The following is a 21,918-nucleotide window of genomic DNA, read 5'->3' on the forward strand; positions in this document are numbered from 1 at the left end:
TTGCTTAATAACAGGAGGAACCACCCTATGAAGAAGCTAGCGCTGCTCATAACGACGGGCGTGATCGCCGCATTGGCACATGCTCCGCAGGCCGCCGCCCAAACCGAGATTGCCTGGTGGCATGCCATGGATGCCGAACTGGGCAAGAAGCTCGAGGAAATCGCCACCGGCTTCAACGAGAGCCAGTCCGAGTACAAGATCGTCCCAACCTACAAGGGCACCTATCCAGAGACGTTGACCGCCGCCATCGCGGCCTTCCGCGCTAACGAGCAGCCCGCCATCGTCCAAGTCTTCGAAGTGGGTACCGGCACCATGATGGCCGCCAAGGGCGCCGTTTATCCGGTCTACCAGCTGATGGCGGACAATGGCGAGCCATGGGGTCCGTCGGGCTTCCTCGCGCCGGTCACCGGCTACTATTCGGACACTGACGGCAACATCCTGTCGATGCCGTTCAATTCCTCCACCCCGATCATGTATTACAACAAGGATGTGTTCGAGAAAGCCGGCCTCGACCCCGAGACGCCGCCCAAGACCTGGGCCGAACTCGAGACCATGGGCCGCCAGATCATGGAATCGGGCGCCGCTCCCTGCGCGCTCAGCAGCGCCTGGATCACCTGGATCCAGACCGAGAATCTCTCTGCGATCCACGACAAGCCGTTCGGCACCCTCGAAAACGGCTTTGGTGGTCTCGGCACCGAGTTCACTTTCAATGGCCCGCTGCAGGTCAAGCATTGGGGCAATCTCAAGAAGTGGGCTGACGAAGGCCTGTTCCAGTATGGCGGCCCGGTCGGTGGCGCGGATGCTGCTCCCAAGTTCTACGCCCAGGAATGCGCGATCTTCATGAATTCCTCGGCCGGGCGCGCCGGCGTCATCAACAATGCCAAGGACTTCGAAGTCGGCTTTGCGCCGCTTCCCTATTATGACGACGAGATCACCGAGCCGAAGAATTCGATCATCGGCGGCGCCACGTTGTGGACGCTGAATGGCAAGGATCCTGAAGTCTACAAAGGCGTGGCGCAGTTCTTCACCTATCTCAGCCAGCCTGAAGTCCAGGCCGCGTGGCACCAGTTCACCGGCTATCTGCCGGTCACCAATGCCGCCTACGAACTGGGCCAGGAGCAAGGCTATTATGCTGAAAACCCCGGTTCCGACATCGCCATCCAGCAGATCACCCGCGGTACGCCGACGGCAAACTCCAAGGGCGTGCGCTTCGGCAACCTGACGCAGGCCCGCAATGTGGTGGACGAAGAGTTCGAAGCCATGCTGGCCGGCTCCAAGACCGCCCAGGAAGCCCTGGATTCGGCCGTCGAGCGTGGCAACCAGATCCTGCGCGACTTCGAAGCCGCCAATCAGTAAGGCCTTCCACCCCAAGCCCGCTCCACCCTCCCACGAGGGTGGAGCGCCAGCACAGGCCGCAACTGGGCGACAGCACTGCTGCGCCGGAGCGGCATAGAACGAGGCGGAGCATGCAGGCCAAGCGAACCACCTTCCCCAACAAGATTCTGCCCTATGTGCTGCTTGTCCCGCAGCTGGCCGTGACCCTGGCCTTTTTCATCTGGCCCGCCCTGCAGGCCGTCAAATCCTCGTTCGAACGCGAGGATCCGTTCGGCTTCAAGACCACTTTCGTGTGGTTCGAGAATTATCGCCGTCTGTTCATCGACCCGCTCTATCTGAGCTCGGTCGGCAAGACCGCGATCTTTGCCGTGAGCGTGACGGCACTGTCGATGTCGCTATCGCTGATCCTCGCCGTCGCGGTGAACCGGGTGCTGCGCACGAACAGGCTCTACACCACCATGCTGGTGTGGCCCTACGCCGTGGCGCCGGTCGTGGTCGGTATCTTGTGGTGGTTCATGTTCAATCCCACGATCGGCATCGCGCCCTACATGCTGCGCGCCGTCGGCATCAGCTGGAACCACCGCGTCGATGGTGTCGACGCGATGATCCTCGTCATCATCGCGGCCAGCTGGAAGCAGATTTCGTACAATTTCCTGTTTTTTGTGGCCGGACTGCAATCGGTGCCGCAATCGCTGATCGAGGCGGCCGCCATCGATGGCGCCGGTCCGTTCAAGCGGTTCTGGACCATCGTCTTCCCGCTCCTGGCGCCGACCACCTTTTTCCTGCTGATCGTCAACATCAACTACGCCATGTTCGATACGTTCGGCATCATCGACGCTACGACCCAAGGTGGGCCCGCCCAAGCCACGAACACGCTGGTCTACAAGGTCTATACCGACGGTTTTCTCGGCCTCAACATCGGCTCGTCGTCGGCCCAGTCAGTGGTGCTGATGATCATCGTCATCGCCCTCACCGCCATTCAGTTCCGCTATGTCGAGCGGCGCATTCAGTATTAGGGAGCGGCCAATATGATCGAGAACCGACCTTTCCTGGCTTTCCTGACCCACCTGGTGCTGATCCTGGGCGTCGTCATCGTGGTGTTCCCGGTCTACATCGCCTTCATCGCCTCCACCCATGGCAGCGGCGATTTCATGCGGGGGCTGGTGCCCCTGCTGCCCGGCCCGCACATGATCGAGAATTACCGCTTCATGCTCACCGAGGGCATTTCGAGCGCCGGTGCACCGCCGCTCTCGATCATGCTGCTCAATTCGCTGGTGATGGCCATCTCCATCGCCGTGGGCAAAATCGTCATCTCGATCCTTTCCGCCTATGCCATCGTCTTCTTCAAGTTCCCGTTCCGGCTGCTGGCGTTCTGGATCATCTTCATCACGCTGATGCTGCCGGTCGAGGTGCGCATCATCCCCACCTTCAAGGTGGTGTCGGACCTGGGGATGCTCAATTCCTATCCCGGCCTGATCATCCCGCTGATCGCCTCGGCCACCGCGACCTTCCTGTTCCGCCAGTTTTTCCTGACGGTGCCGGACGAGTTGATGGAAGCCGCCCGGGTGGACGGAGCCGGTCCAATCAAGTTTTTCCGCGATATCCTGCTGCCACTGAGCCGGACCAATATCGCAGCCCTCTTCGTCATCCTCTTCATCTATGGCTGGGTGCAATATCTGTGGCCGCTGCTCGTCACCACCGACAGCCGCTACTACACTATCGTCATGGGCATCAAACGGCTGGCGGCCACCGCCGATGCCGAACCGCAGTGGAACTTCGTCATGGCAGCTGTAATGCTGGCCATGCTGCCGCCCGTCCTCGTCGTCATCCTGATGCAGCGCCTGTTCGTCAAGGGCCTGGTCGAAACCGAGAAATAAGCACATGGCAAGCATCGACATATCAGGCGTCAAGAAAATCTATGCCGGCAATGTCACCGCCATCCATAGCCTCGACCTCGCCATACCCGATGGCGAACTGGTGGTGCTGGTGGGCCCGTCCGGCTGCGGCAAATCCACCCTGCTGCGCATGATTGCCGGCCTCGAGGCCATTACCGAGGGCACGATTTCCATCGACGGAACCGTGGTCAACACCAAGGAACCGGCGGAGCGGGACATCGCCATGGTGTTCCAGAATTATGCGCTCTATCCGCATATGACGGTGCGCGGCAATCTCGAATACGGGCTGAAGAACCGTGGCACGCCGCGCGACGAGATCGACCGCCGCGTCACCGAGGCCGCCCGCATTCTCGAGATCGAGCCCTTCCTCGACCGGCGCCCGCGTCAATTGTCGGGCGGCCAGCGCCAGCGCGTCGCCATGGGCCGCGCCATCGTGCGCCAGCCCAAGGCGTTCCTGTTCGACGAGCCGCTGAGCAACCTGGACGCCAAGCTGCGCGGGCAGATGCGGATCGAGATCAAGCGCTTGCAACGCAACCTGGCTACCACCAGCGTCTATGTCACCCACGACCAGCTCGAAGCCATGACCCTGGCGGATCGCCTCGTGGTGATGAATGGCGGACGCATCGAACAAGTGGGCAAGCCGCTGGCGCTCTACGAACGCCCCGCTACACTATTCGTCGCTGGCTTCATCGGCTCACCGCCGATGAACCTGATCGATGTCGCCTATCTGCGGGACAAGGGCGTCCTGGCGCTTCCTGACGGTACCGACCTCGTCGGCATCCGCCCGGATACGATCCAGCTGGCGCCACCCGAGGGCCCGCACATCACGCTGAACGCCACGGTCGAGCTCTACGAGCCGATCGGCGGCGAGAGCCACCTGCATATGCGGCTCGACGGCAACGGGCAGCTTATCGTCGCGGCCGTACCGGCCCGCACGGCTGTAACCGAAGGCGCCGAAACAGCTCTTTACGTCAGCACGGCGGACCTGCATCCCTTCAACCAGGAAACCGGCCGCCGCACCGATTGAACGCTGGGCGTCACCAGGGGACATGCAAGATGACCGATCGCCGGCCTCAGACCACTGAGCGAGCTCAAGCACCACATCGCCTTTGTGGTCGCGCCGTGACGGCGCAGCATCCGAGCGCGCGCCATCCGCGCGGGATTGTTGCAGGTCCTGGTCAATGAACGACCCCCGGCTTTCGGACCGACAGAACGACATCCTGGTGCGCATCGGTGCGCGCGGGGCCCAGCAGATCGACCGGCTGGCGCGCGAATACGGACTCACCACGCAAAGCATAAGGCGCGATATCAACCTGCTGTGCGAACTGGGCCTGGCCCGGCGCCTGCATGGCGGCGTCGATTTGCCCGTCCTGCCGCAAAACACTTCCATCAATGCGCGCGCCAGCCTGCACGGTGGAGCCAAGCGGCTCATTGCGGCCCGCGTTGCCCAAGACATTCCTGATGGCTCCACCGTTTTCATGGGAATCGGCACCACAGTCCGTTTTACGGCCGAGGCGCTGCGGGGACATTCGGGCCTTACCGTCGTCACCAACAATGTAGATGTCGCTCTGACTCTCGGCGACGTCGAAGGCATCGAGCTGCATCTTGCCGGCGGGGTTTGGCGGGCGAATGACCGAGATTTGGTCGGAGCTGACACCATTCGCTATTTCGAAAAGTTCCACGCCACGCACGCCGTGGTGGGCACTGGCGGTTTGCACCCCACCAGCGGAGCGCTCGACTTCAGCTACGAAGAATCCCAGATCACCAACGCGATCCTGCAAAATTCAAGAACCCGCTACCTCGTTGCCGACGTCAGCAAGTGGTCCGGTACCGCTGCGGTGCGGGTGGCGCCATTTTCCGAATTCACCGCTTTCGTGACCGACCGGATGCCGCTCGAGCAAAAGAACGAAGAAAGCCTGCGCCAGAGCGGAGTACAGGTGATCGTTTGCGGAACGCCGGACTCTTAGCTCGGCTTGCGGGGTGAGATCCAAAGTGCGCCCCCCCAACCGCCCTTGTGTGCTGCATCACAATTCTAGAACGGATGGGGCTAACCCTTTGAACTAAGGGCCATCTATTGAAATCCTTGAATGGCCTTAGGCAAAAAGGTGCGAATTAACTTCGCGGCGCAAGGAGTGATCCGAATGCAGGAGCAAAGGTAGAGGTGTGACGTCCTGCGCGTCGAGATACTTTACTATCCATTGAGCAACGTTCGCTGCGCGACCGCCGCACCAATGCCGGTCCCGCCTCCCCGTTGCCTCCACCATGCTGCGCCTGATTCCCCCTGCGATCCCATTGGTTGACGCTCATCTCGGAAACAAGCGCCGCATACTGAACCCGCCGCCATCAGGGACGACGAGCTTCAGCAGTTCCAGGTGGCGTTTGCCGAGGTCAATGTCATCGGCGCCAGATCCGAAGCGCAGGCAATCGCAGATGGAGACTATCTGTTCGCAATACCGATGGGGCAGACCCTATCGCAGACATCTGCCCCGCGGGCGGCCAGCAAATGTGGTCAGTGGTGCCGGTAACGCAAGGCCTCGATCAGCCTGGAGAACGCCGGAGACGTCTGCCGCCGGCTGGGATAATAGAGATGATAGCCATCGAAAGTTGGCATCCAGCCTTCCAGCACACGGATTAGTCGGCCGGCTTCGACATGATGCTGAACGATGTCTTCGGGAATGCAGGCCAATCCGGCCCCGAAAAGAGCCGCGGACAGAATGTGGGTGCTGTTGCCGAAGGCCAGTTGACCTTCGACGCGCACATTGAGACGGCGACCGTCCTGCTCGAACTCCCAGGCATAATGGCCGCCATAGGTTGGCAGGCGCAGATTGATGCAGACGTGGTCGGTCAAATCCTGCGGCGTCAACGGCAGTTGCCGGCCTTCGAAATAGCTTGGCGAGCCCACCACGGCCATGCGCCAATCCGGTCCTATCCGCACGGCGATCATGTCTTTGGCGAGCTGTTCGCCCAGACGAACGCCCGCGTCGTAACGCTGGGCAACAATGTCCACGAAGCCGTTCTCGGCGATAATCTCCAACTGGATGTCGGGATAATCCCTGGTGAAATCCTGCAATCTTGGCCAGAGCACCGCATTGACGGCATGTTCGCCAGCGGTCAACCGGATCGTACCAGCGGGCTTGTCGCGGAATTCACTGACTTGCTCGAGCGCGGTATCGACTTCCTGAAACCGGGGCTCGACCGTGGCCAGCAGGCGTTCGCCTGCGTCCGTCGGAGACACACTCCTCGTACTGCGCGTCAGTAACCTGACGCCCAGTCGCTTTTCCAACCGGCTGAGGGCATGGCTGAGTGCTGACTGGGAAACGCCAAGGCGCGCCGCGGCGCGCGTGAAGCTGCGCTCCTGCGCGATGGTGATGAAGGCTATGAGGTCGGCAACATTCTCGCGGTTCATGGATGCCATCTATCATGAATCTCATTCATAGGCTCTAGCGGAGTGACCCCACTAATCACATGAGTGGAACAGGCCTACCTTGTGCTTGCAACAGGGGAGAGCTGTGATGAAAATTCAACGTGCGGGTTCGCAGCCTTCCGGCAAAGGGCCAGCGGAATGGTTCACCGGCGCCGTTCGGATCGATCCACTCTATGGGGTGGAGGCGCCCAATGCCATGGCAGGCAATATCGTCACCTTCGAACCCGGCGCCCGTACAGCCTGGCACACCTATCTGCTTGGACAGACGCTGATCATCATGGCGGGACGCTGCCTGGTGCAAAAACAGGACGGCCCGCTCGAAACTGTGCTGTCCGGTGATGTGGTGCGCTTCGGGCCAGGGGAAAAGCACTGGCACGGCGCCAGTGCCGAGACAGCCATGACCGATCTCGCCACCCAGGAATCGCTCGACGGCAAGGCGGTCGATTGGCTCGAGCAGGTCAGCGACCCACACTATGCGGCGCGTGCGAATAACACCCTGAAGGATCATCGCTCATGACATCGGTACCAAATCTACAACTCAACAACGGCGTGCTGATGCCCACCCTCGGTCTGGGTGTGTTCCAGACGCCGCCGGACGAAACTACCGCTGCGGTCGTAGAGGCGCTGCGCGTTGGCTATCGCCATATCGATACCGCCGCCGCCTATGGCAATGAGCGCGAAGTGGGCGAAGGCATCCGTCGCTCGGGCATCCCGCGCGGCCAAATCTTCATCGAGACTAAAATCTGGATCAATGATTACGGCTTTGACGAAACCCTGCACGGGTTCGAAAAGAGCGCGAAGAAACTGGGTGTCGAGCAACTCGACCTGCTGATCCTGCACCAGGCGCTGCCCTCCGCATTCGACAAGACCCTGGAGGCGTATCGCGCCCTGGAGAAGCTTCTGGCCGACGGGAAAGTTCGTGCCGTGGGTGTCAGCAATTTCATGCCCGAGCACATCGAGCGACTGCTGGCAGAAACGGACATTGTACCCGCAGTCAACCAGATCGAAGTTCATCCCTATTTTCAGCAGGCCGAACTGCAGCGTCTGCATCAGCGGTACGGCATCCTGACCCAGGCCTGGTCACCCATTGGCGGCATCACCTTCTATCGTGGCAGCGGCAAAAGCTCACTTGAGGATCCGGTCATCCTCGCCATCGCCCAGGCCCATGGCAAATCGGCCGCGCAAGTCATGCTGCGCTGGGGGCTGCAGCACGGCCGCTCGGTGATCCCGAAATCCGTCAAGCCCGCGCGCATCGCGGAAAATCTCGACGTCTTCGACTTCGAGCTCACGGCCGACGAGTTGGCGGCGATCGACGGGTTGGAGACCGGCGTTCGCGGTGGGCCAGAGCCCGACTTCATCACCCTCGACAATTTCAGCCGACCCATCCCCGAAGCCTGAGGAGACAGGACATGAAAATGCGGCACCTCGGTCATAGCGGCCTTGAAGTTTCGGCAATCGGCCTCGGTTGCATGGGCATCAGCCAGTCCTATGGTGTGCCCATGGAGACACCGGCCGGCGTCAAGCTGATCCGCGACGCCTTCGAGCGGGGCATCACCTTCTTTGACACCGCTGAAGTCTACGGTCCCTACACAAACGAGGAAGTGGTCGGGGAGGCTCTCGAACCCATCCGCGACCAGGTCGTGATCGCCACCAAGTTCGGCTTCGACATTGATGGCAGCGGCGTCCCCGACAGCCGCCCAGAACGCATCCGCAAGGCCGTGGAAGGGTCGTTGAAGCGCCTGCGCACGGATCATATCGACCTGCTGTACCAGCACCGTGTGGATCGCAATACGCCGATCGAAGACGTTGCCGGCACGGTCAAGGACCTGATCGCCGAGGGCAAGGTGAAGCATTTCGGCATGTCCGAAGCCGGTGTCGCCAATATTCGCCGCGCCCATGCCGTGTTGCCGGTCACGGCGCTACAAAGCGAGTATTCGCTGATGTGGCGCGAGCCGGAGGAGCAAATCCTGCCCCTGCTCGAAGAACTCGGCATTGGCTTCGTCCCCTTCAGCCCATTGGGCAAAGGCTTCCTGACCGGCACGATCGATAGCAATACAAAGCTGGCGGAAAAGGACTTCCGCAATTCCGTGCCACGCTTCGACCCCGAAAACCGGGTTGCCAACCAGGTCCTGGTGGATACCGTGAGGCGCATCGCGGCCGAGAAGCAGATCACGCCGGCGCAACTCGCCCTGTCCTGGGTTCTGGCGCAAAAGCCGTGGATCGCGCCCATTCCCGGCACCACAAAGCTACACCGTCTCGAGGAAAATATCGGCGCCGCTACGGTCAATCTGACCGCCTCCGAACTGGCTGCAATCGAACATGCGGTGGGCGGTATCGAGATCAAGGGGGATCGATATTCGGCTGCCAACCAGGCGCGGATCGACCGATGAGCGCGGGCTCGGCGCCAAAAGTGCTCGTGCTGGGCGCCAACGGCCAGGTCGCGCGGCACACGACGCCCGTATTGCTCAAGGCTGGCGCGGAACTCACTTTGTTCCTGCGCCGTGCCAGCCGACTGGCGAACCCAGACCCGGCGCGGGTTCGGATCGTCGAAGGCGACGTCCTTGACGCGCCCACACTCAGGACCGCCATGCAGGGGCAGGACGTGGTCTATGCCAATCTCGCCGGTGACATGGCACGACAGGCCCATGCCATCGTCGACGCTATGCGGGAAACGGGTCTCAAGCGGCTGATCTTTATCAGTTCCATGGGCATCTATGGCGAAGTGCCCGGCGAGACCTATCGCAGCGCGCTTGATCCCTACCGTGACTCCGCAGCCATCATCCAGGAATCCGGTCTGGACTACACCATTCTGCGGCCTGGTTGGTTCAATCGGCAGCCCTCCGCAAGCTATCGTCTCACCAAGAAGGGAGGACCCTTTATCGGACACGACGTAACGCTGAATGGCTTGTCGGCACTGATCGCGGCGCTCGCCACCACGCCTGACTTGCAGGTCGGAGAAAGCCTGGGAGTCAGTCACATCTGACCTTCAGTCCGGCAATGCCGAGACGTCGTATAGGCAGCGTTGGCCTTGTTTAGAAGCGGATCCACAACACCAAGGAAAAACTCATGTTCGGAACCATTATGTACGCACCGGGCGATGTCCGGTACGAGGAATTGCCCGAGCCCACTATCCTCAAGCCGACCGACGCGATCATCAAGCTGTCGGCCACTTGCGTGTGCGGCTCTGATCTCTGGCCCTATCGTGGCGCCAACGAAATCACCGCGCCCATGCATATGGGCCATGAATATTGCGGCGTCGTGGTCGACGTCGGCAGCGAAGTAAAGACCGTCAAGCCAGGCCAGTTCGTGGTTGGCTCATTTGTGCTGTCCGACAACACTTGCCCGCACTGCGCCCACGGCTTCCACTCGTCCTGCGAACAGCGCGAATTCATGACTGGTGCGCAGGCGCAATTTGCCCGCGTGCCGCTCGCTGACGGCACGCTGGTCGCCACGGACGAGCATCCGGCCGACGACCTGATCCCGAGTCTTCTAGCAGTGTCTGATGCACTCGGCACCGGTTGGTACGCAGCCGACGCCGCGCGCGTTCAGGCCGGTTCGACCGTGGTCGTCGTTGGCGATGGCGCGGTGGGGCTGATGGGCGTGCTGGCTGCCAAGCAGATGGGGGCCGGCCGCATCATTGCCATGAGCCGCCATAAGAGCCGCCAGGACCTCGCGCTGGAATATGGCGCCACCGACATTGTCGCCGAACGTGGTGAGGACGGTATCGCCAAGATCAAGCAGATGACCAACCGCGTCGGTGCAGATTCAGTCCTTGAATGCGTCGGCACTCAGCAATCCATGAATCAGGCGCTGCAGGTTGCCCGTCCCGGCTCGATGATCGGTTATGTCGGCGTGCCTCATGGCGTGACCTTCGATGGTCAGAACCTGTTCTTCACCCAGGTGGGTATGCTGGGCGGCCCGGCGCCGGTGCGTCGTTTCCTGCCGCATCTGATGGACCTCGTGCTCACCCGCAAGATCAATCCCGGCAAGGTGTTCGACCTGCAAATCCCATTGGCCGATGTTGCCGAGGGCTACAAGGCCATGGACGAACGCCGCGCCATCAAGACGCTGCTGCGAGTCTAAATCGAGTGGCCAACGTCATTGATATGGACTCCCAGCAGGCAGTTTTTGCGGACCAGCTCGATCTGGTCGCGGATATGCACAAGGCGACCCCATGACTGTCTCCTCAGCAAGTACCAGTGCCGAAAACTATCGAGGTATCTGGCTGACAATATTGCTCAGCCTGCTGCTCGGCTTTGCCTCGATTTCAACAGATCTATACCTGCCGGCCATGCCCAGCATGGGCGCTCAGCTTGGCGCGAGCCAGGGGCAGCTCGAACTCACGGTTTCGGGTTATCTGATGGGATTTGCGCTCGGCCAGCTTTTTTGGGGGCCGGTCAGCGACCGCTTCGGGCGCAAGGTCCCGCTTATGTTGGGGATTGCCATCTTCGTTGTTGGCGCTGCCGGCTGTGCCTTATCAACGGATGCGACCCAATTGATCGCCGCGCGCATCGTGCAGGCCCTTGGTGCCAGTGCTGCGGTGGTTCTCGGCCGCGCCATGGTGCGGGACCTGTTCCACAGGGATGAGGCTGCACGCATGCTTTCGACGCTGATGTTGATCATGGGAATTGCCCCGATGATCGGCCCGTCGGTGGGGGCACAAATCCTCGCCCTGTCATCCTGGCAGTCCATATTCTGGGTTCTGGTTGGGGTAGGCGGGGTAACGCTGATCGGGCTGGCGAGGACGGCCGAATCACTGCCCAGGTCCATGCGTGGCGAGGGCAATCTGGCGCAGGCATTCCTGGCCTATGGGCCGCACTTCAAGAACGCCAAGCTGATGGCGCACGCGATGATCCTTGGCTGTTTTGGTGCCGGCGTATTCGCCTATGTCGCCGGATCGTCCTTCGTCTTCATCGAGTATTTCTCACTTTCGCCGCAGGCCTACGGCCTGATCTTTGCTTCCGGCATCGGCGGCATCATGCTCTCCAACGCTGTCAACTTGCGGCTCGTCGGCAGGTTTGGGAGCAACCGCATGTTGTTTATCGGAACCTCAATTGCCGCAGTGGCGGGACTTCTCATTTTGCTCGTGGCGTCGGCAGGCTGGGGCGGCTGGATCGGGTTCTCCATCGCGCTCTTTGCCTATATCGGCATGAATGGCCTTATCGGTGCCAATGCCATTGCCGGCGGCCTCTCCAGCGTGGAGCAAGGAACGGGCTCGGCTTCGGCTCTGCTTGGGTTTGCCCAATATGGCGGGGGCATGGTTGGCTCTGCCCTGATCGGTTTGCTGGCCAATGGCACGCCTATGCCGATGGCATTGATCATCAGCGCCAGTACGACCTGCGCGGTCGTGATCAGCCTGACTATCAGCCGCCGGCGGGCTTCCCAATAAACCTATGCAATGCCCGCCCGCATCGGTTGCAGAGAAATCGACATTCAGTTTTTGAGGTCACAAGCGAGCTGGACCTGTTGAGTCGCGCAAAACCAATCGCGTTGGCACTGTAACTTTTGGCAGCGGGGCGGCGGGGTCGTTTATTGCCGCAAGCGCTATTTCCACGGCCAGGCGTCCGAGTTCCCCAATCGGTTGGGCAATGCTGGAAAGGGCCGGAGTGAGGATGTCGGCAAGGGTGTCGTCGTAGCCGGTGATGGAGAGGTCGGTTGGCACGGTCAGGCCAGCCTCGGCGATGGCTTGCAGTGCCGCAGCGGCCAGCAGGTCCGAGCCGCAGACCACCGCGGTCGGCCGGGGCGTGAGCGACAGGATGTCCTTCATCAAGCGGTACCCCGTTTGCCGGCCGGCCCCGTGGCTCTGGTAATAGGGGCCGCGGCGGATATAGGCCGGTGGCACGTGAATGTCATAGCGCGCCAGATTGTCGATAAATACCCGCTCGCGCGTGGCTTCGATGGCTTCGCCTAACGAGCTTTCCATCCGGCTGGAATCCACATCGCCACCGATATAGGCGAACTTGCGGTGGCCGAGATCAAACAGATGGTCGATGGTCTGGCGCATGCCGTCAGCGGGGTCAACGCCAACCAGGCCTCCCACTTGCGCGACCAGTCGCTCGACCTGCACGGTGGGGACGCCGCTACGATGGCCAAGGCGGACATTGGCCGGATCGATGGCTGTGCAGAAGATGATCGCATCGACATGGTGATCGAGGAAGCGCTGCATGCCGCGGGCTTCCATGGCGGGGTCGGAGTGATTGTTGAGGGTGAATACGGTGTAGCCCGATTTCAGCGCCTCGATCTGGATGACGTGGGCAACTGCTGCGGCGAAGGTGTTCAGATTGGACTCGCTGACCACCATGCCCAGGGTGAAACTGCGGCTGGTGCGCAGACCCCGGGCCACCATGTTCGGGCGGTAGCCGGTCAATTTGACGGCGGCTTCGACGACCTGGCGCGTTTCGTCTTTCACATAGCCATTTTTGTAGATGACCCGAGCCACCGTTGCCGCTGATACCCCGGCGCGCTCGGCGACATCCGCCATAGTGGCCTTATTCGGCTTCATAAGCTGTCCATTTCTGGTTTTTCATTACCCACAAATGCCCTCTTGCCAAACCGTTGGCAATATGATGACGTGAACATGTTGACGTCATCATAAAAAGACCTCGTATTTTTGGGGGCGGTGAGGGCGGGAACGCAGCCACATGGGCAAGACCCGCCGTGGCGGCAGGAGGCTATGGAGGAGGCAGGCAGAGCACGCCGGCCCTTCACGCATAATCGCAGCAGGAACAGCGCCCGGACGCCCGGAGCGCGACCGATATGACTTGCCCAGGGAGGGGCATCTATCCATGAGCAGAACCCAATACACACGACGCCTTGCAGCCAAGCTGGCCCTTGCCGCAACCGCGCTGGGCCTGAGTCTGCCACATGCCATGGCGCAGCCGGTGACGCTCGATTTCTGGGACATGAACTGGGCTGGCACGGAATATCCCGTGGCCGCGCAGGCGCTGGTCGACCGCTACAATGCCGAGCACCCAGACGTGCAGGTCGTGTATCGGTCGGTGCCATGGACCAATTGGTACGAGACCTTCGTCACCGCGATCGCTTCGGGCAGCGCGCCGGACCTGTCCACCGGCGCCGGCTTCCAGGCTGTGCAGCTCTATGACCAGGGCGCCATTCTGCCGGTGGATGAGGTCGTGGCCCAACTCGACCCCAATGATTTTGCGCCGGGCACGCTGGAGGCGCTGCGCTATGACGACCACTATGTCGGCCTACCCTGGGGCGTCGATATCCGCGTGCTGTTCTATCGCAAGGACCTGCTCGAGGCCGCCGGGGTGGCCGTGCCGACAAACTGGCAGGAATTCCGCGATGCCGCCAAGACACTGACCGGCGACGGCAAGTATGGGCTGGTGACCGCGGGCGACTCGATGGGCGTGCACTGGGTGCTGTTCAGCGCGATCAACAATGGCGGCGGGCTGTTCGATGCCGAGGGCAAACCGGATCTGAACGGAGAGCGCAGCACCGAGGCGTTGCAATACCTGTCGGACCTGGTGGCGGATGGCTCGGTCAATCCGGCCAGCGCCGGCTATGTCGGGGACGATGCGCGCGGTGCCTTCTTCCGGGGCGAAGCGGCCTTTGTCCTCGGCGGACCCCTGCTGCCGGACCAGTCGGGCGACGCCAAGCCGCAGATCGGCATCGTGCCGCCGCTCAAGGGGCCGCACGGGGACATCGGCACGATCAACTGGGTCAACAACCTGATGGTCTATAACCAGACGGAACATCCGGCCGAAACCATGGCCTTCCTCAAATGGTGGAGCGACAACGCGTTGACACTGTGGACCGAGGGCCATGCCGGCAATCTGCCGGCCCGCAAGTCGATCGCCGCCGATGCGCATTTCCAAGGCAATCCCAACGTCAAATACGTCATCGACAGCGTGATGCCGATCGCCAAGCCGATGTCCGCGGCGGTGGGCGGTACTTTCCCGCAGCTCAATGAGATCGATGGCGACGGCTTCCTGCGGGCGCTGAGCCAGTCGATCTGGCAGGGCCAGCCGCTGGCGGACAATCTCGCCGCCGCCCAGGTTCACCTCGAAGAGATCATGGCAGACTGATGAGCATGGTCCTCAATACCTCCGAAGCCCCGGCCTGGCGCACCCGCGCCAGGCAGCTGGCGGCGCCCGAATTCGTCACGCCGGCCATTTTGCTGGCGCCCTCGATCCTGTTGCTGGTGGTGGTCGTCGCCTATCCCATGATTCAAGGGCTGTTCTTCAGCTTCACGGATGGTTCGCTAATGAAGGCGGGCAAATGGGTGGGCATCGACAATTACACCAAGCTGCTCAGCTCGCCGGCCTTCTATCACTCGCTGCGCTTCAGCGCGGTATTCGCGGTCTGCAACATCGTCGGCTGTTATCTGCTGGGGTTGGGCCTGGCCCTGCTGTTGCAGAAGGACATGCCGGGACGGGGCGTTTTCCGCGTGCTGCTGCTACTGCCATGGATTGTACCATCGCTGGTGTCCATCGTGTCGTGGCGCTGGATGATCGCCGACGAAGGAGCGCTGTTCAACCAGATCATCAAGCTGTTCGGCGGCAGTCCGATTTATTTCCTGTCCGACAGCACCTGGGCCGTGATCGTGGTGATCCTGATCAAGATCTGGCGCAGCTTTCCCTTCATGATGCTGTCGCTGCTGGCGGCACTGCAAAGCATCGATCGCAGTCTTTACGAGGCCGCTGCCATCGATGGGGCGACGCGCTGGCAATCCTTCTGGAACGTCACGCTGCCGCAGATCAAGAATATCTCGATCGTGCTCTGCCTGTTGATGACGATCTGGACGGTCAATGATTTCGACACCCCCTGGCTCCTGGCACAGGGCGGACCGGCCAATGCCACCGAGAATCTGGTGGTGCTTGCCTATCGCTTCACCTTTGCGCGCAACGATGTCGGCATGGGTTCTGCAACGTCCTTCATCACCCTCTTCGTGCTGATGACGCTGGTATTCTTCCTGCTTCGTTGGCAACGGAGGAGCTGAGGTCATGGACAATTCCACACATATGCAGCGTTGGAGCCTGACGGGCTTGATGATCGTCATCTGCCTGCTAGTGAACCTTCCAATCATCCTGATGGCGCTCAATTCGTTCCAGACCACCGAACAGATTCTGGCTTCGCGCAGTCTCATTCCCCAGCAGTTCTCGCTGAGCAATTACCAGTCGCTGACCAATACGCCGTTTTTCACCTATCTGAGGAATTCCCTGATCGTGTCGCTGGGCGCCACCGCTTTCAGCGTTACGGCGGCGGTGCTGGCGGGCTATGCGCTATCGCGTTTCCGCAATGGACTGCTGGATGCCTATTCATCGACGCTGTTCGCGGTGCAGATGTTCCCGATTATCCTGGCGCTCATTCCGCTTTTCCTGCTGTTCCGCCCGCTTGGGCTGATCAACACGCCAATGTCGGTGATTATCGTCTATGCGGTGGTGAACCTGCCTTTCGTCACCTGGATGGCACGCAGCTATTTCGACACCATTCCGCGCGAGCTGGAGGAAGCCGCGCTAATCGACGGGTGCAGCCATATCGGCGCTTTCGTCAGGATCGTACTGCCCCTGTCGGGGCCGGGACTGGCGGCGGTTTCGATCTTTGCCTTCCTGTTTTCCTATAACGAATTCTTCATCGCCAGCGTCTTCCTGCGCACTACCGAGGCGATGACCCTGCCGGTGGGCATCCAGATGTTCATGCAGCAATTCTCGACCGATTGGGGGAGCCTGATGGCGGCGGCAACGCTGACCATGCTGCCAACCCTGGTCTTGTTCCTCTTCGTCCAGAAATTCATCACGCACGGCGCGATTGCCGGCGGCGTGAAGGGGTAGTCACATGGCTTCACTGAGCGTTCAGTCCGTTACCAAGAATTATGGCGCCGTGCCGGTTTTGCATGGGGTGGATGTCGATATCCAGGATGGCGAATTCCTGATCCTGGTCGGTCCATCGGGCTGCGGAAAATCCACCCTGCTACGCATGATTGCAGGGCTGGAATCCATTACCGGCGGCACGATCAAGATCGGCGACCGGGTGGTCAACAATCTGCCACCCAAGGCGCGCGATATCGCCATGGTGTTCCAGTCCTATGCGCTCTATCCGCATATGAGCGTGGCCCAGAACATGGGGTTCTCGCTCAAACTGGCGGGTCGTTCCAAGGCGGAAATCGATGCTGCCGTGCGCAAGGCGGCCGATATCCTGGCGCTAGGCGAGTTGCTGGATCGCACCCCCAAGCAGCTTTCGGGCGGTCAGCGTCAGCGCGTGGCCATGGGCCGCGCCATTGTGCGCGATCCGGCAGTGTTTCTGTTCGATGAGCCCTTGTCCAATCTCGATGCCAAGCTGCGGGTGCAGATGCGGGCCGAGATCAAGGAATTGCACCAGCGGCTGGGCACCACCATCGTCTACGTGACGCATGACCAGATCGAGGCCATGACCATGGCTGACCGGATCGTGGTGATGCATGGCGGATTGGTCGAGCAGATCGGCAGGCCGCTCGATCTCTATGACAAGCCATCCAATCTGTTCGTCGCCGGGTTCATCGGGTCGCCATCGATGAACCTGATCGCCGGCACCGTCGAGACGGCCGGTGTGTTCACGACCAGTTCGGGCGTGGCGATCGAGGTGCCGCATTTGGCGTCCCATGGCGACCAGGCGTTGGTGCTGGGCGTTCGCCCCGAGCATCTTGAACTGGGTGGCGCCGAAGTGCCGGGCGCCATTGCCGGACAGGTCGTGGTGGTCGAGCCGACGGGCTCGGAGACCCAGGTCAGCCTGCGGATCGGCGGGGATGATCTGTTGGCTCTGTTCCATAGCCGCATTGATGCCGTGCCGGGCGACACGCTGCATGTGCGGCCAATGGCGGGCAATGTGCATCTCTTCGATCAGGCTAGCGGCAAACGCATCGCCTGACCCCATCGGTCCGCCGTTTGGCGGCGGGCCGTATCGTGGGGCGTGTCTTTCTCCCGGGCACGCCCCGCAGATTTCAACCATGGTGTTTACCAGAGAAATTTCATGACCACTCGCATGGCCTATAATCCCCTGTCTTTCGTATTAACCGCCGAGGGCTTCCGGCCCGAACTGGCGCCGCCATTGCCCCAGATTTTGAGCATTGTGCGCGAGGCCGGCTATGATGGCATTCATGCCGACATCCCCGCCGGTACGACCCCCAAGGCCTATCTTGACCTGCTGGCCGAACATCACCTCGTGCCTGCGCCGGGCTATTTCCAGTCGCAGTTCGATGACCGGGACAACCTGGCCACAACGATCGAGACGGCGCAGCGGCTGGCGGCTGACCACGCGCAGCTGGGTCTCGACCGGATTTTCATTGCCGAACAATTCGGTGCCGATCCACGCCGCATCGACACGCCCGCCCAGGGAGTGGGTGCCGACAGCCCGCGATTGTCTCGTATTGCCGATGGTCTGGCTCAGGTCGCGCAGGCCATGGCGGCGGAGGGCGTCGTGCCGTGCCTGCATGCCCATGTCGGCACGCGGATCGAAACGGTCGAGGAGACCGAGTTCGTGCTGGACCGCATTGGCAGCGACATTCTGCTGGTTGGCCCCGATACCGGGCATTTGAGCTGGGCCGGCGCCGATCTCAACGCGTTTCTCGCGCGCCATGTTGGCCGGGTCGGCGCGGTGCATATCAAGGATTACCGGCGCGACGTCGCCGCGCGTGTCCAGGCCGAAGGGCAGGGCTATCATGCAGCCGGCGCCGCTCATATCTGGACCGAGCCGGGCCGTGGCAGCATTGATCTTGAAGCAGCGCTTGCGGCGCTGGCCGGGTTCGACGGCTGGTTTATCGTCGAGGTGGACATTGCCGACCAGCCCACCGTGCCCGAAAGTGCACGCGTTGCGGCTGAGTGGCTGCGGCCGCGCCTTGATGCGCGGAGGGCAGCATGAGCCGCCCCATAGGTATCGGCTTTGTTGGTGGCGGCCCGGTCACCCAGGCCATTCACCTGCCGGCCATCGCGACCCTGCCAGGGCAGTTCCGCACCGTCCGGGTCATGGACGTCAATCCGCTCGTGGCTGAGACGGTGGCGGCTCGCTATGGCGCCATAGCATCCACCGAGGCGGAACCGGTCTTTGCCGATCCGGCAGTCGAGGTTGTCGCCATTTGCAGCCCGAATGCCTTCCATACCGAGCAGGTCATCGCCGCCTGCCAGGCAGGCAAAAAGGCCGTGCTGTGCGAAAAGCCGCTGGCGGTGAGCAAGGGCGAAGCCGCCCGGATCAAGGCGGCTTCGGTCGCGAGCGGCACGGCGATTTTTGTCGGGACCATGCATGCCTATGACCCGGCCTATCGGGCGGCGTTCGCGGCCTGGCAGGCGAGTGGCGATACGGCGCTACAGGTGCGCAATGCCATTTTCCTGCCGAGCAATGACGAGTTTACCAATCGGGCCACCGAATTGGTGCCTGTGCCGGCCATGGAGCGTGGCGCGCCCAGCGCGGACGCGGCGTTCCGGAAGTTAATGCTGCGCAATGCCATGCTGGGTTTGTCCATCCACGATGTGCCGTTGGTACGTGATTTCCAGCCCATGATGGGGCGCCTGCTGCTGGCCCGGTATCTGCCGCCCTTTGGCTATGCACTGCTGGCCGAACATAATGGCTGCACGGCGGAGCTGACGGCGCTCATGCCGGGGCAATGGCCGGCAAAATGGACTTTCGAAGCAACCGGCCGAACACATCGCCTGCGAGCGAGCATGCCGCCCTCCTATGTCATGGCGGGATCGGCCGTGGTCGAGCTGGAGGGACCAGACAGCAGCCAGGTGTTCCATTTTACCCAGAATGGCTACCAGGCGTTGTGGCAAGCCGTGAGTGACACGGTGCGCAATGGGGCGCTACCGCCCATTCCCCTCGACACTGCCATTGCCGATCTGGCCTTTGCGCTCGATTTGGCCGACGGCATCGACCAGATACTGGATGCCGCGTGATGGACAATCCGCTTCAGATCCGCGTCTTTTGTGCACCCGAACAGGCAGAAGCTCATCTGGCCATATTGGGCAGTCTTCCGGCCAGCTTCCAAACCGTTCCGGATGGGCAACCCGACATTGCCCTGGTCGGCCCTGATGCAGCAAGCATATCCACCGGACGGGCCAGTGCTGCCCGCATGCTTGTCCTAGTCGACCCGTGGATGATCGACGATATTGAGGAGTTGACGCGCGCTACTGTAGCGGTCGCGCCGGTGGGGCGATTGTTCCCGCTCATGGCCGGGCTCGACGCCGACATGGTTGGGCAGCCGGCATTGGTGCGCTGTTCGATAGCCAGCCGGCAATCGCTGGCCGCGAGCTTGTATGAGCAATTGAGTGCTTTGCAGGTTCTGCTTGGACCGCTTGCCGGCGTAAAAATGCTGTCGCAAATCGGGTTCGCCTATAGCGGGACGGCGCGCGCCGGCAAAGGCGTCGAACTGGTGTGGAGCGGGCAGTCGGGGGCTATCCACGACAGCTTGGAGCTGGACGTCATGGGTATTGCCCAGCGGCTCGAAATCCTCGCGATGCCTGACGATACGGCGCGACCCGCCACGGTTCGTTTTGCCAATGCCGACGGGCTCACTCAATCCAGCGGCGTTTATGAAAGTGGGTTGCGCCTGTTTTGGCGATCTGTGGCCGCGGATCTTGCTGGGGGACCCAAAACCACGCGGCTTTCCGATTTCCTGGACCTGCTTATGCAGGTCCGTCAACTCACCCATATTGCCTAGAAAGCAGTTCAATGCCCGGTCAATTCAAACGCATTTTCGATGGTCAATCCCTCGTCGGCTGGCACGCCGTTCCGCGCCGTCTGGCTCCGATCAAGCCGGGCGGGCCGCAATGGGATGTGACGCCCGAGCGATTGGCCGCCATCATGGCCCATACTGGTCGCTGGACGGTGGAGGAGGGGGCAATCTGCGGCCGGCAGGAGCCGGCTGGCAGCGGATTGGGCGCCTATCTGCTCAGCGACGAAGTCTATGGTGACTATGAGCTGGTGTTCGAGGCCAAGCCCGATTGGCCTGCGGATACCGGTGTGGTGCTGCGCGCCACCGATATCGGCTCGCAAGGTTTCCAGGTGCTGATGGACCACCGGAAATCAGGCAATATTGGCGGCTACTACGGCAACGGCATTGGCGGCTTCCATGCCATCAATTTCGCTCTCGACGTGGCGCGGGATGCGGCAGGCCAGCCGACCGGGCTACAGCTGGAAGATCCGGCGACCACGATCGAGCCGCTGACGCCTCTCAAGCGGTCGCTTCTCAGCTATGCCGCATCAGGCGAGGACTTCCTCAAGACCTGGCATTGGGGCGATTGGAACGAGTTCCGCATTTCCATCGAGGGCGAAGTGCCGGTGCTCAGCACCACGATCAATGGTGTCAAGATTGCCGAACTGGATGCGAGCACATTGCCGGCAGACCTGTTCGACCGCCAGGGCGTTGCCGCCTTGCTCGGCCGGCGTGGCCGCATTGCCCTGGAAGTGCACGACAATGACCCCATCGTGGGGGGTGATCGCTGGGGTTATGATGCGGCGAGCCGCTGGCGCAATCTGCAGATACGTGAATTCTGACAATGGCAGCAGCGACAATGAGCATTCCGACCGTTACCGACCTGGCCGATGAGTTGAACCAGCTTCAGCTCAAAATCTTCAACTATGACTTTGCCTGGGAACTGGGTTCTCGCCTGCGCGCTCGGGCGCAGGACGCAAAGGCGCCGGTCGCCATCGAAGTCCGGCACGGAACGGACGTGGTTTTTGCCACCTTGCTGAGCGGAGCAACGATCGACAATTTCGACTGGACACGGCGCAAATGCGCCGTAGCCCACCGCTTCCACCGCAGCTCATTGTCGATGCGGCTTGAGGCCGAAGCGCAGGGCTACAATTTCAACTCCAGGTTCCGCCTGCCCGAAGCGGACTATGTCGCAAGCGGGGGCGGGGTTCCGCTCATGCTCGCGTCTGGGACTTTTGCGGGTTCGGTAGGCGTCAGTGGATTACCCGATATCGAGGACCATCAACTGATAGTCGCGACGTTGCGGGATATGCTGACCGCCTGACGCGCGGAGCTGGCGCGGCGCATCTCGAACGAGTTCGAGACAGACGTGTTTCATCGCCCTCCCTTACTCTCGGCCAATGCGAGCAAGTCCTGACCCGCGATGCCGTGCAGGAGTTCGAGGTCGATCCCCAGAGACACCGACTCCGCGGGCTCCAGGATCGGAAACGGATTGCTGGAACCCACGGGGCGGATGGTGGAGGGCTCAAATGCCAGTGCGTAATTGCCTGCCGGCAGGTTCATTTGCCAATGCAGCATCGTGGGCAACATGGCCGGGTTCCACTGGCTACCATGCCGGCAAG

Annotated in this window: 23 protein-coding genes; 20 read left to right on the forward strand and 3 right to left on the reverse strand. The window is 61.5% G+C overall.

Going from position 1 to position 21,918, the window contains the following annotated elements:
- Positions 1–27: 27 nt before the first annotated feature.
- From ugpB to N8A98_RS13000, 5 genes are all read left to right on the forward strand, one after another.
- Positions 28–1,356 (forward strand): sn-glycerol-3-phosphate ABC transporter substrate-binding protein UgpB, encoded by a 1,329-nt coding sequence (gene ugpB / locus N8A98_RS12980; RefSeq protein WP_262171840.1) that lies wholly within the window; start codon positions 28–30, stop codon positions 1,354–1,356.
- 110 nt (positions 1,357–1,466) lie between these two features.
- Positions 1,467–2,351 (forward strand): sn-glycerol-3-phosphate ABC transporter permease UgpA, encoded by an 885-nt coding sequence (gene ugpA / locus N8A98_RS12985; protein WP_262171841.1) that lies wholly within the window; start codon positions 1,467–1,469, stop codon positions 2,349–2,351.
- A 12-nt stretch (positions 2,352–2,363) separates the two neighbouring features.
- Positions 2,364–3,212, forward strand: a complete 849-nt coding sequence (gene ugpE / locus N8A98_RS12990; protein ID WP_262171843.1) for a sn-glycerol-3-phosphate ABC transporter permease UgpE — start codon at positions 2,364–2,366, stop codon at positions 3,210–3,212.
- Between the two features lie 4 nt (positions 3,213–3,216).
- Positions 3,217–4,257 carry a sn-glycerol-3-phosphate import ATP-binding protein UgpC gene (locus tag N8A98_RS12995; protein WP_262171844.1) on the forward strand — a complete coding sequence of 347 codons (1,041 nt, stop codon included), beginning with the start codon at positions 3,217–3,219 and terminating at the stop codon, positions 4,255–4,257.
- 154 nt (positions 4,258–4,411) lie between these two features.
- On the forward strand, positions 4,412–5,197 hold the full coding sequence (locus N8A98_RS13000) for a DeoR/GlpR family DNA-binding transcription regulator (RefSeq protein WP_262171846.1): 786 nt from the start codon (positions 4,412–4,414) through the stop codon (positions 5,195–5,197).
- A 542-nt stretch (positions 5,198–5,739) separates the two neighbouring features.
- On the opposite strand, the gene N8A98_RS13005 is transcribed toward N8A98_RS13000, so the two are convergent.
- On the reverse strand, positions 5,740–6,636 hold the full coding sequence (locus N8A98_RS13005) for a LysR family transcriptional regulator (protein ID WP_262171847.1): 897 nt from the start codon (positions 6,634–6,636) through the stop codon (positions 5,740–5,742).
- Positions 6,637–6,742: 106 nt separating this feature from the next.
- Between N8A98_RS13005 and N8A98_RS13010 the strand changes: the two genes are divergently transcribed.
- The 6 genes from N8A98_RS13010 (at position 6,743) to N8A98_RS13035 (ending at position 12,043) form a co-directional block, all read left to right on the forward strand.
- Positions 6,743–7,171, forward strand: coding sequence for a (R)-mandelonitrile lyase (locus N8A98_RS13010; protein WP_262171849.1), 429 nt, complete (start codon positions 6,743–6,745; stop codon positions 7,169–7,171).
- Positions 7,168–8,052, forward strand: a complete 885-nt coding sequence (locus N8A98_RS13015; RefSeq protein ID WP_262171850.1) for an aldo/keto reductase — start codon at positions 7,168–7,170, stop codon at positions 8,050–8,052. Before N8A98_RS13010 ends, N8A98_RS13015 begins: the two co-directional genes overlap by 4 nt.
- A gap of 11 nt (positions 8,053–8,063) precedes the next feature.
- Complete coding sequence (locus N8A98_RS13020) at positions 8,064–9,044, forward strand: aldo/keto reductase (RefSeq protein ID WP_262171852.1); 981 nt, start codon at positions 8,064–8,066, stop codon at positions 9,042–9,044.
- A complete protein-coding gene (locus N8A98_RS13025; RefSeq protein WP_262171853.1) occupies positions 9,041–9,637 on the forward strand; it encodes an NAD(P)H-binding protein in 597 nt (198 codons plus the stop codon). Before N8A98_RS13020 ends, N8A98_RS13025 begins: the two co-directional genes overlap by 4 nt.
- Positions 9,638–9,720: 83 nt before the next feature.
- Positions 9,721–10,737 (forward strand): zinc-dependent alcohol dehydrogenase family protein, encoded by a 1,017-nt coding sequence (locus N8A98_RS13030; RefSeq protein ID WP_262171855.1) that lies wholly within the window; start codon positions 9,721–9,723, stop codon positions 10,735–10,737.
- A gap of 91 nt (positions 10,738–10,828) precedes the next feature.
- Positions 10,829–12,043, forward strand: coding sequence for a multidrug effflux MFS transporter (locus N8A98_RS13035; protein WP_262171856.1), 1,215 nt, complete (start codon positions 10,829–10,831; stop codon positions 12,041–12,043).
- 57 nt (positions 12,044–12,100) lie between these two features.
- On the opposite strand, the gene N8A98_RS13040 is transcribed toward N8A98_RS13035, so the two are convergent.
- On the reverse strand, positions 12,101–13,156 hold the full coding sequence (locus N8A98_RS13040) for a LacI family DNA-binding transcriptional regulator (RefSeq protein WP_262171858.1): 1,056 nt from the start codon (positions 13,154–13,156) through the stop codon (positions 12,101–12,103).
- A gap of 283 nt (positions 13,157–13,439) precedes the next feature.
- Here N8A98_RS13040 and N8A98_RS13045 point away from each other — a divergent pair, with 283 nt between their 5' ends.
- The 9 genes from N8A98_RS13045 to N8A98_RS13085 all read left to right on the forward strand — a co-directional run bounded on the left by N8A98_RS13045 (position 13,440) and on the right by N8A98_RS13085 (position 21,620).
- Positions 13,440–14,702, forward strand: coding sequence for an ABC transporter substrate-binding protein (locus N8A98_RS13045; protein WP_262171859.1), 1,263 nt, complete (start codon positions 13,440–13,442; stop codon positions 14,700–14,702).
- The gene (locus N8A98_RS13050; protein WP_262171861.1) at positions 14,702–15,616 is read left to right on the forward strand and encodes a carbohydrate ABC transporter permease; all 915 of its coding nucleotides are present in this window, start codon (positions 14,702–14,704) and stop codon (positions 15,614–15,616) included. The genes N8A98_RS13045 and N8A98_RS13050 overlap by 1 nt, the downstream gene beginning before the upstream one ends.
- A 4-nt stretch (positions 15,617–15,620) precedes the next feature.
- Positions 15,621–16,448: a carbohydrate ABC transporter permease gene (locus N8A98_RS13055; RefSeq protein WP_113122557.1), complete on the forward strand. Its 828-nt coding sequence runs from the start codon at positions 15,621–15,623 to the stop codon at positions 16,446–16,448.
- A gap of 4 nt (positions 16,449–16,452) precedes the next feature.
- Entirely contained in the window at positions 16,453–17,520 is a 1,068-nt protein-coding gene (locus tag N8A98_RS13060) for an ABC transporter ATP-binding protein (RefSeq protein ID WP_262171863.1), read from the forward strand.
- 102 nt (positions 17,521–17,622) lie between these two features.
- Positions 17,623–18,510 (forward strand): sugar phosphate isomerase/epimerase family protein, encoded by an 888-nt coding sequence (locus N8A98_RS13065; RefSeq protein WP_262171864.1) that lies wholly within the window; start codon positions 17,623–17,625, stop codon positions 18,508–18,510.
- Entirely contained in the window at positions 18,507–19,538 is a 1,032-nt protein-coding gene (locus N8A98_RS13070; RefSeq protein WP_262165939.1) for a Gfo/Idh/MocA family protein, read from the forward strand. The genes N8A98_RS13065 and N8A98_RS13070 overlap by 4 nt, the downstream gene beginning before the upstream one ends.
- Positions 19,535–20,302 (forward strand): hypothetical protein, encoded by a 768-nt coding sequence (locus tag N8A98_RS13075; RefSeq protein ID WP_262165940.1) that lies wholly within the window; start codon positions 19,535–19,537, stop codon positions 20,300–20,302. Before N8A98_RS13070 ends, N8A98_RS13075 begins: the two co-directional genes overlap by 4 nt.
- Before the next feature lie 11 nt (positions 20,303–20,313).
- Positions 20,314–21,138: a 3-keto-disaccharide hydrolase gene (locus N8A98_RS13080; RefSeq protein ID WP_262165941.1), complete on the forward strand. Its 825-nt coding sequence runs from the start codon at positions 20,314–20,316 to the stop codon at positions 21,136–21,138.
- Between the two features lie 17 nt (positions 21,139–21,155).
- Positions 21,156–21,620 carry a heme-degrading domain-containing protein gene (locus N8A98_RS13085; RefSeq protein ID WP_262165943.1) on the forward strand — a complete coding sequence of 155 codons (465 nt, stop codon included), beginning with the start codon at positions 21,156–21,158 and terminating at the stop codon, positions 21,618–21,620.
- A 50-nt stretch (positions 21,621–21,670) separates the two neighbouring features.
- On the opposite strand, the gene N8A98_RS13090 is transcribed toward N8A98_RS13085, so the two are convergent.
- Positions 21,671–21,886 carry a hypothetical protein gene (locus tag N8A98_RS13090; protein WP_262165944.1) on the reverse strand — a complete coding sequence of 72 codons (216 nt, stop codon included), beginning with the start codon at positions 21,884–21,886 and terminating at the stop codon, positions 21,671–21,673.
- Positions 21,887–21,918 lie beyond the last annotated feature (32 nt).

Origin of the sequence: Devosia neptuniae, assembly GCF_025452235.1 — a bacterium.
GTDB lineage: Bacteria > Pseudomonadota > Alphaproteobacteria > Rhizobiales > Devosiaceae > Devosia.

Excerpts from the sequence above, each read along its gene's own strand:
- ugpB (WP_262171840.1), top strand. The coding sequence starts at position 28 with ATGAAGAAGCTAGCGCTGCTCATAACGACGGGCGTGATCGCCGCATTG.
- ugpA (WP_262171841.1), top strand. The coding sequence starts at position 1,467 with ATGCAGGCCAAGCGAACCACCTTCCCCAACAAGATTCTGCCCTATGTG.
- ugpE (WP_262171843.1), top strand. The coding sequence starts at position 2,364 with ATGATCGAGAACCGACCTTTCCTGGCTTTCCTGACCCACCTGGTGCTG.
- N8A98_RS12995 (WP_262171844.1), top strand. The coding sequence starts at position 3,217 with ATGGCAAGCATCGACATATCAGGCGTCAAGAAAATCTATGCCGGCAAT.
- N8A98_RS13000 (WP_262171846.1), top strand. The coding sequence starts at position 4,412 with ATGAACGACCCCCGGCTTTCGGACCGACAGAACGACATCCTGGTGCGC.
- N8A98_RS13005 (WP_262171847.1), bottom strand. The coding sequence starts at position 6,636 with ATGAACCGCGAGAATGTTGCCGACCTCATAGCCTTCATCACCATCGCG.
- N8A98_RS13010 (WP_262171849.1), top strand. The coding sequence starts at position 6,743 with ATGAAAATTCAACGTGCGGGTTCGCAGCCTTCCGGCAAAGGGCCAGCG.
- N8A98_RS13015 (WP_262171850.1), top strand. The coding sequence starts at position 7,168 with ATGACATCGGTACCAAATCTACAACTCAACAACGGCGTGCTGATGCCC.
- N8A98_RS13020 (WP_262171852.1), top strand. The coding sequence starts at position 8,064 with ATGAAAATGCGGCACCTCGGTCATAGCGGCCTTGAAGTTTCGGCAATC.
- N8A98_RS13025 (WP_262171853.1), top strand. The coding sequence starts at position 9,041 with ATGAGCGCGGGCTCGGCGCCAAAAGTGCTCGTGCTGGGCGCCAACGGC.
- N8A98_RS13030 (WP_262171855.1), top strand. The coding sequence starts at position 9,721 with ATGTTCGGAACCATTATGTACGCACCGGGCGATGTCCGGTACGAGGAA.
- N8A98_RS13035 (WP_262171856.1), top strand. The coding sequence starts at position 10,829 with ATGACTGTCTCCTCAGCAAGTACCAGTGCCGAAAACTATCGAGGTATC.
- N8A98_RS13040 (WP_262171858.1), bottom strand. The coding sequence starts at position 13,156 with ATGAAGCCGAATAAGGCCACTATGGCGGATGTCGCCGAGCGCGCCGGG.
- N8A98_RS13045 (WP_262171859.1), top strand. The coding sequence starts at position 13,440 with ATGAGCAGAACCCAATACACACGACGCCTTGCAGCCAAGCTGGCCCTT.
- N8A98_RS13050 (WP_262171861.1), top strand. The coding sequence starts at position 14,702 with ATGAGCATGGTCCTCAATACCTCCGAAGCCCCGGCCTGGCGCACCCGC.
- N8A98_RS13055 (WP_113122557.1), top strand. The coding sequence starts at position 15,621 with ATGGACAATTCCACACATATGCAGCGTTGGAGCCTGACGGGCTTGATG.
- N8A98_RS13060 (WP_262171863.1), top strand. The coding sequence starts at position 16,453 with ATGGCTTCACTGAGCGTTCAGTCCGTTACCAAGAATTATGGCGCCGTG.
- N8A98_RS13065 (WP_262171864.1), top strand. The coding sequence starts at position 17,623 with ATGACCACTCGCATGGCCTATAATCCCCTGTCTTTCGTATTAACCGCC.
- N8A98_RS13070 (WP_262165939.1), top strand. The coding sequence starts at position 18,507 with ATGAGCCGCCCCATAGGTATCGGCTTTGTTGGTGGCGGCCCGGTCACC.
- N8A98_RS13080 (WP_262165941.1), top strand. The coding sequence starts at position 20,314 with ATGCCCGGTCAATTCAAACGCATTTTCGATGGTCAATCCCTCGTCGGC.
- N8A98_RS13085 (WP_262165943.1), top strand. The coding sequence starts at position 21,156 with ATGAGCATTCCGACCGTTACCGACCTGGCCGATGAGTTGAACCAGCTT.
- N8A98_RS13090 (WP_262165944.1), bottom strand. The coding sequence starts at position 21,886 with ATGTTGCCCACGATGCTGCATTGGCAAATGAACCTGCCGGCAGGCAAT.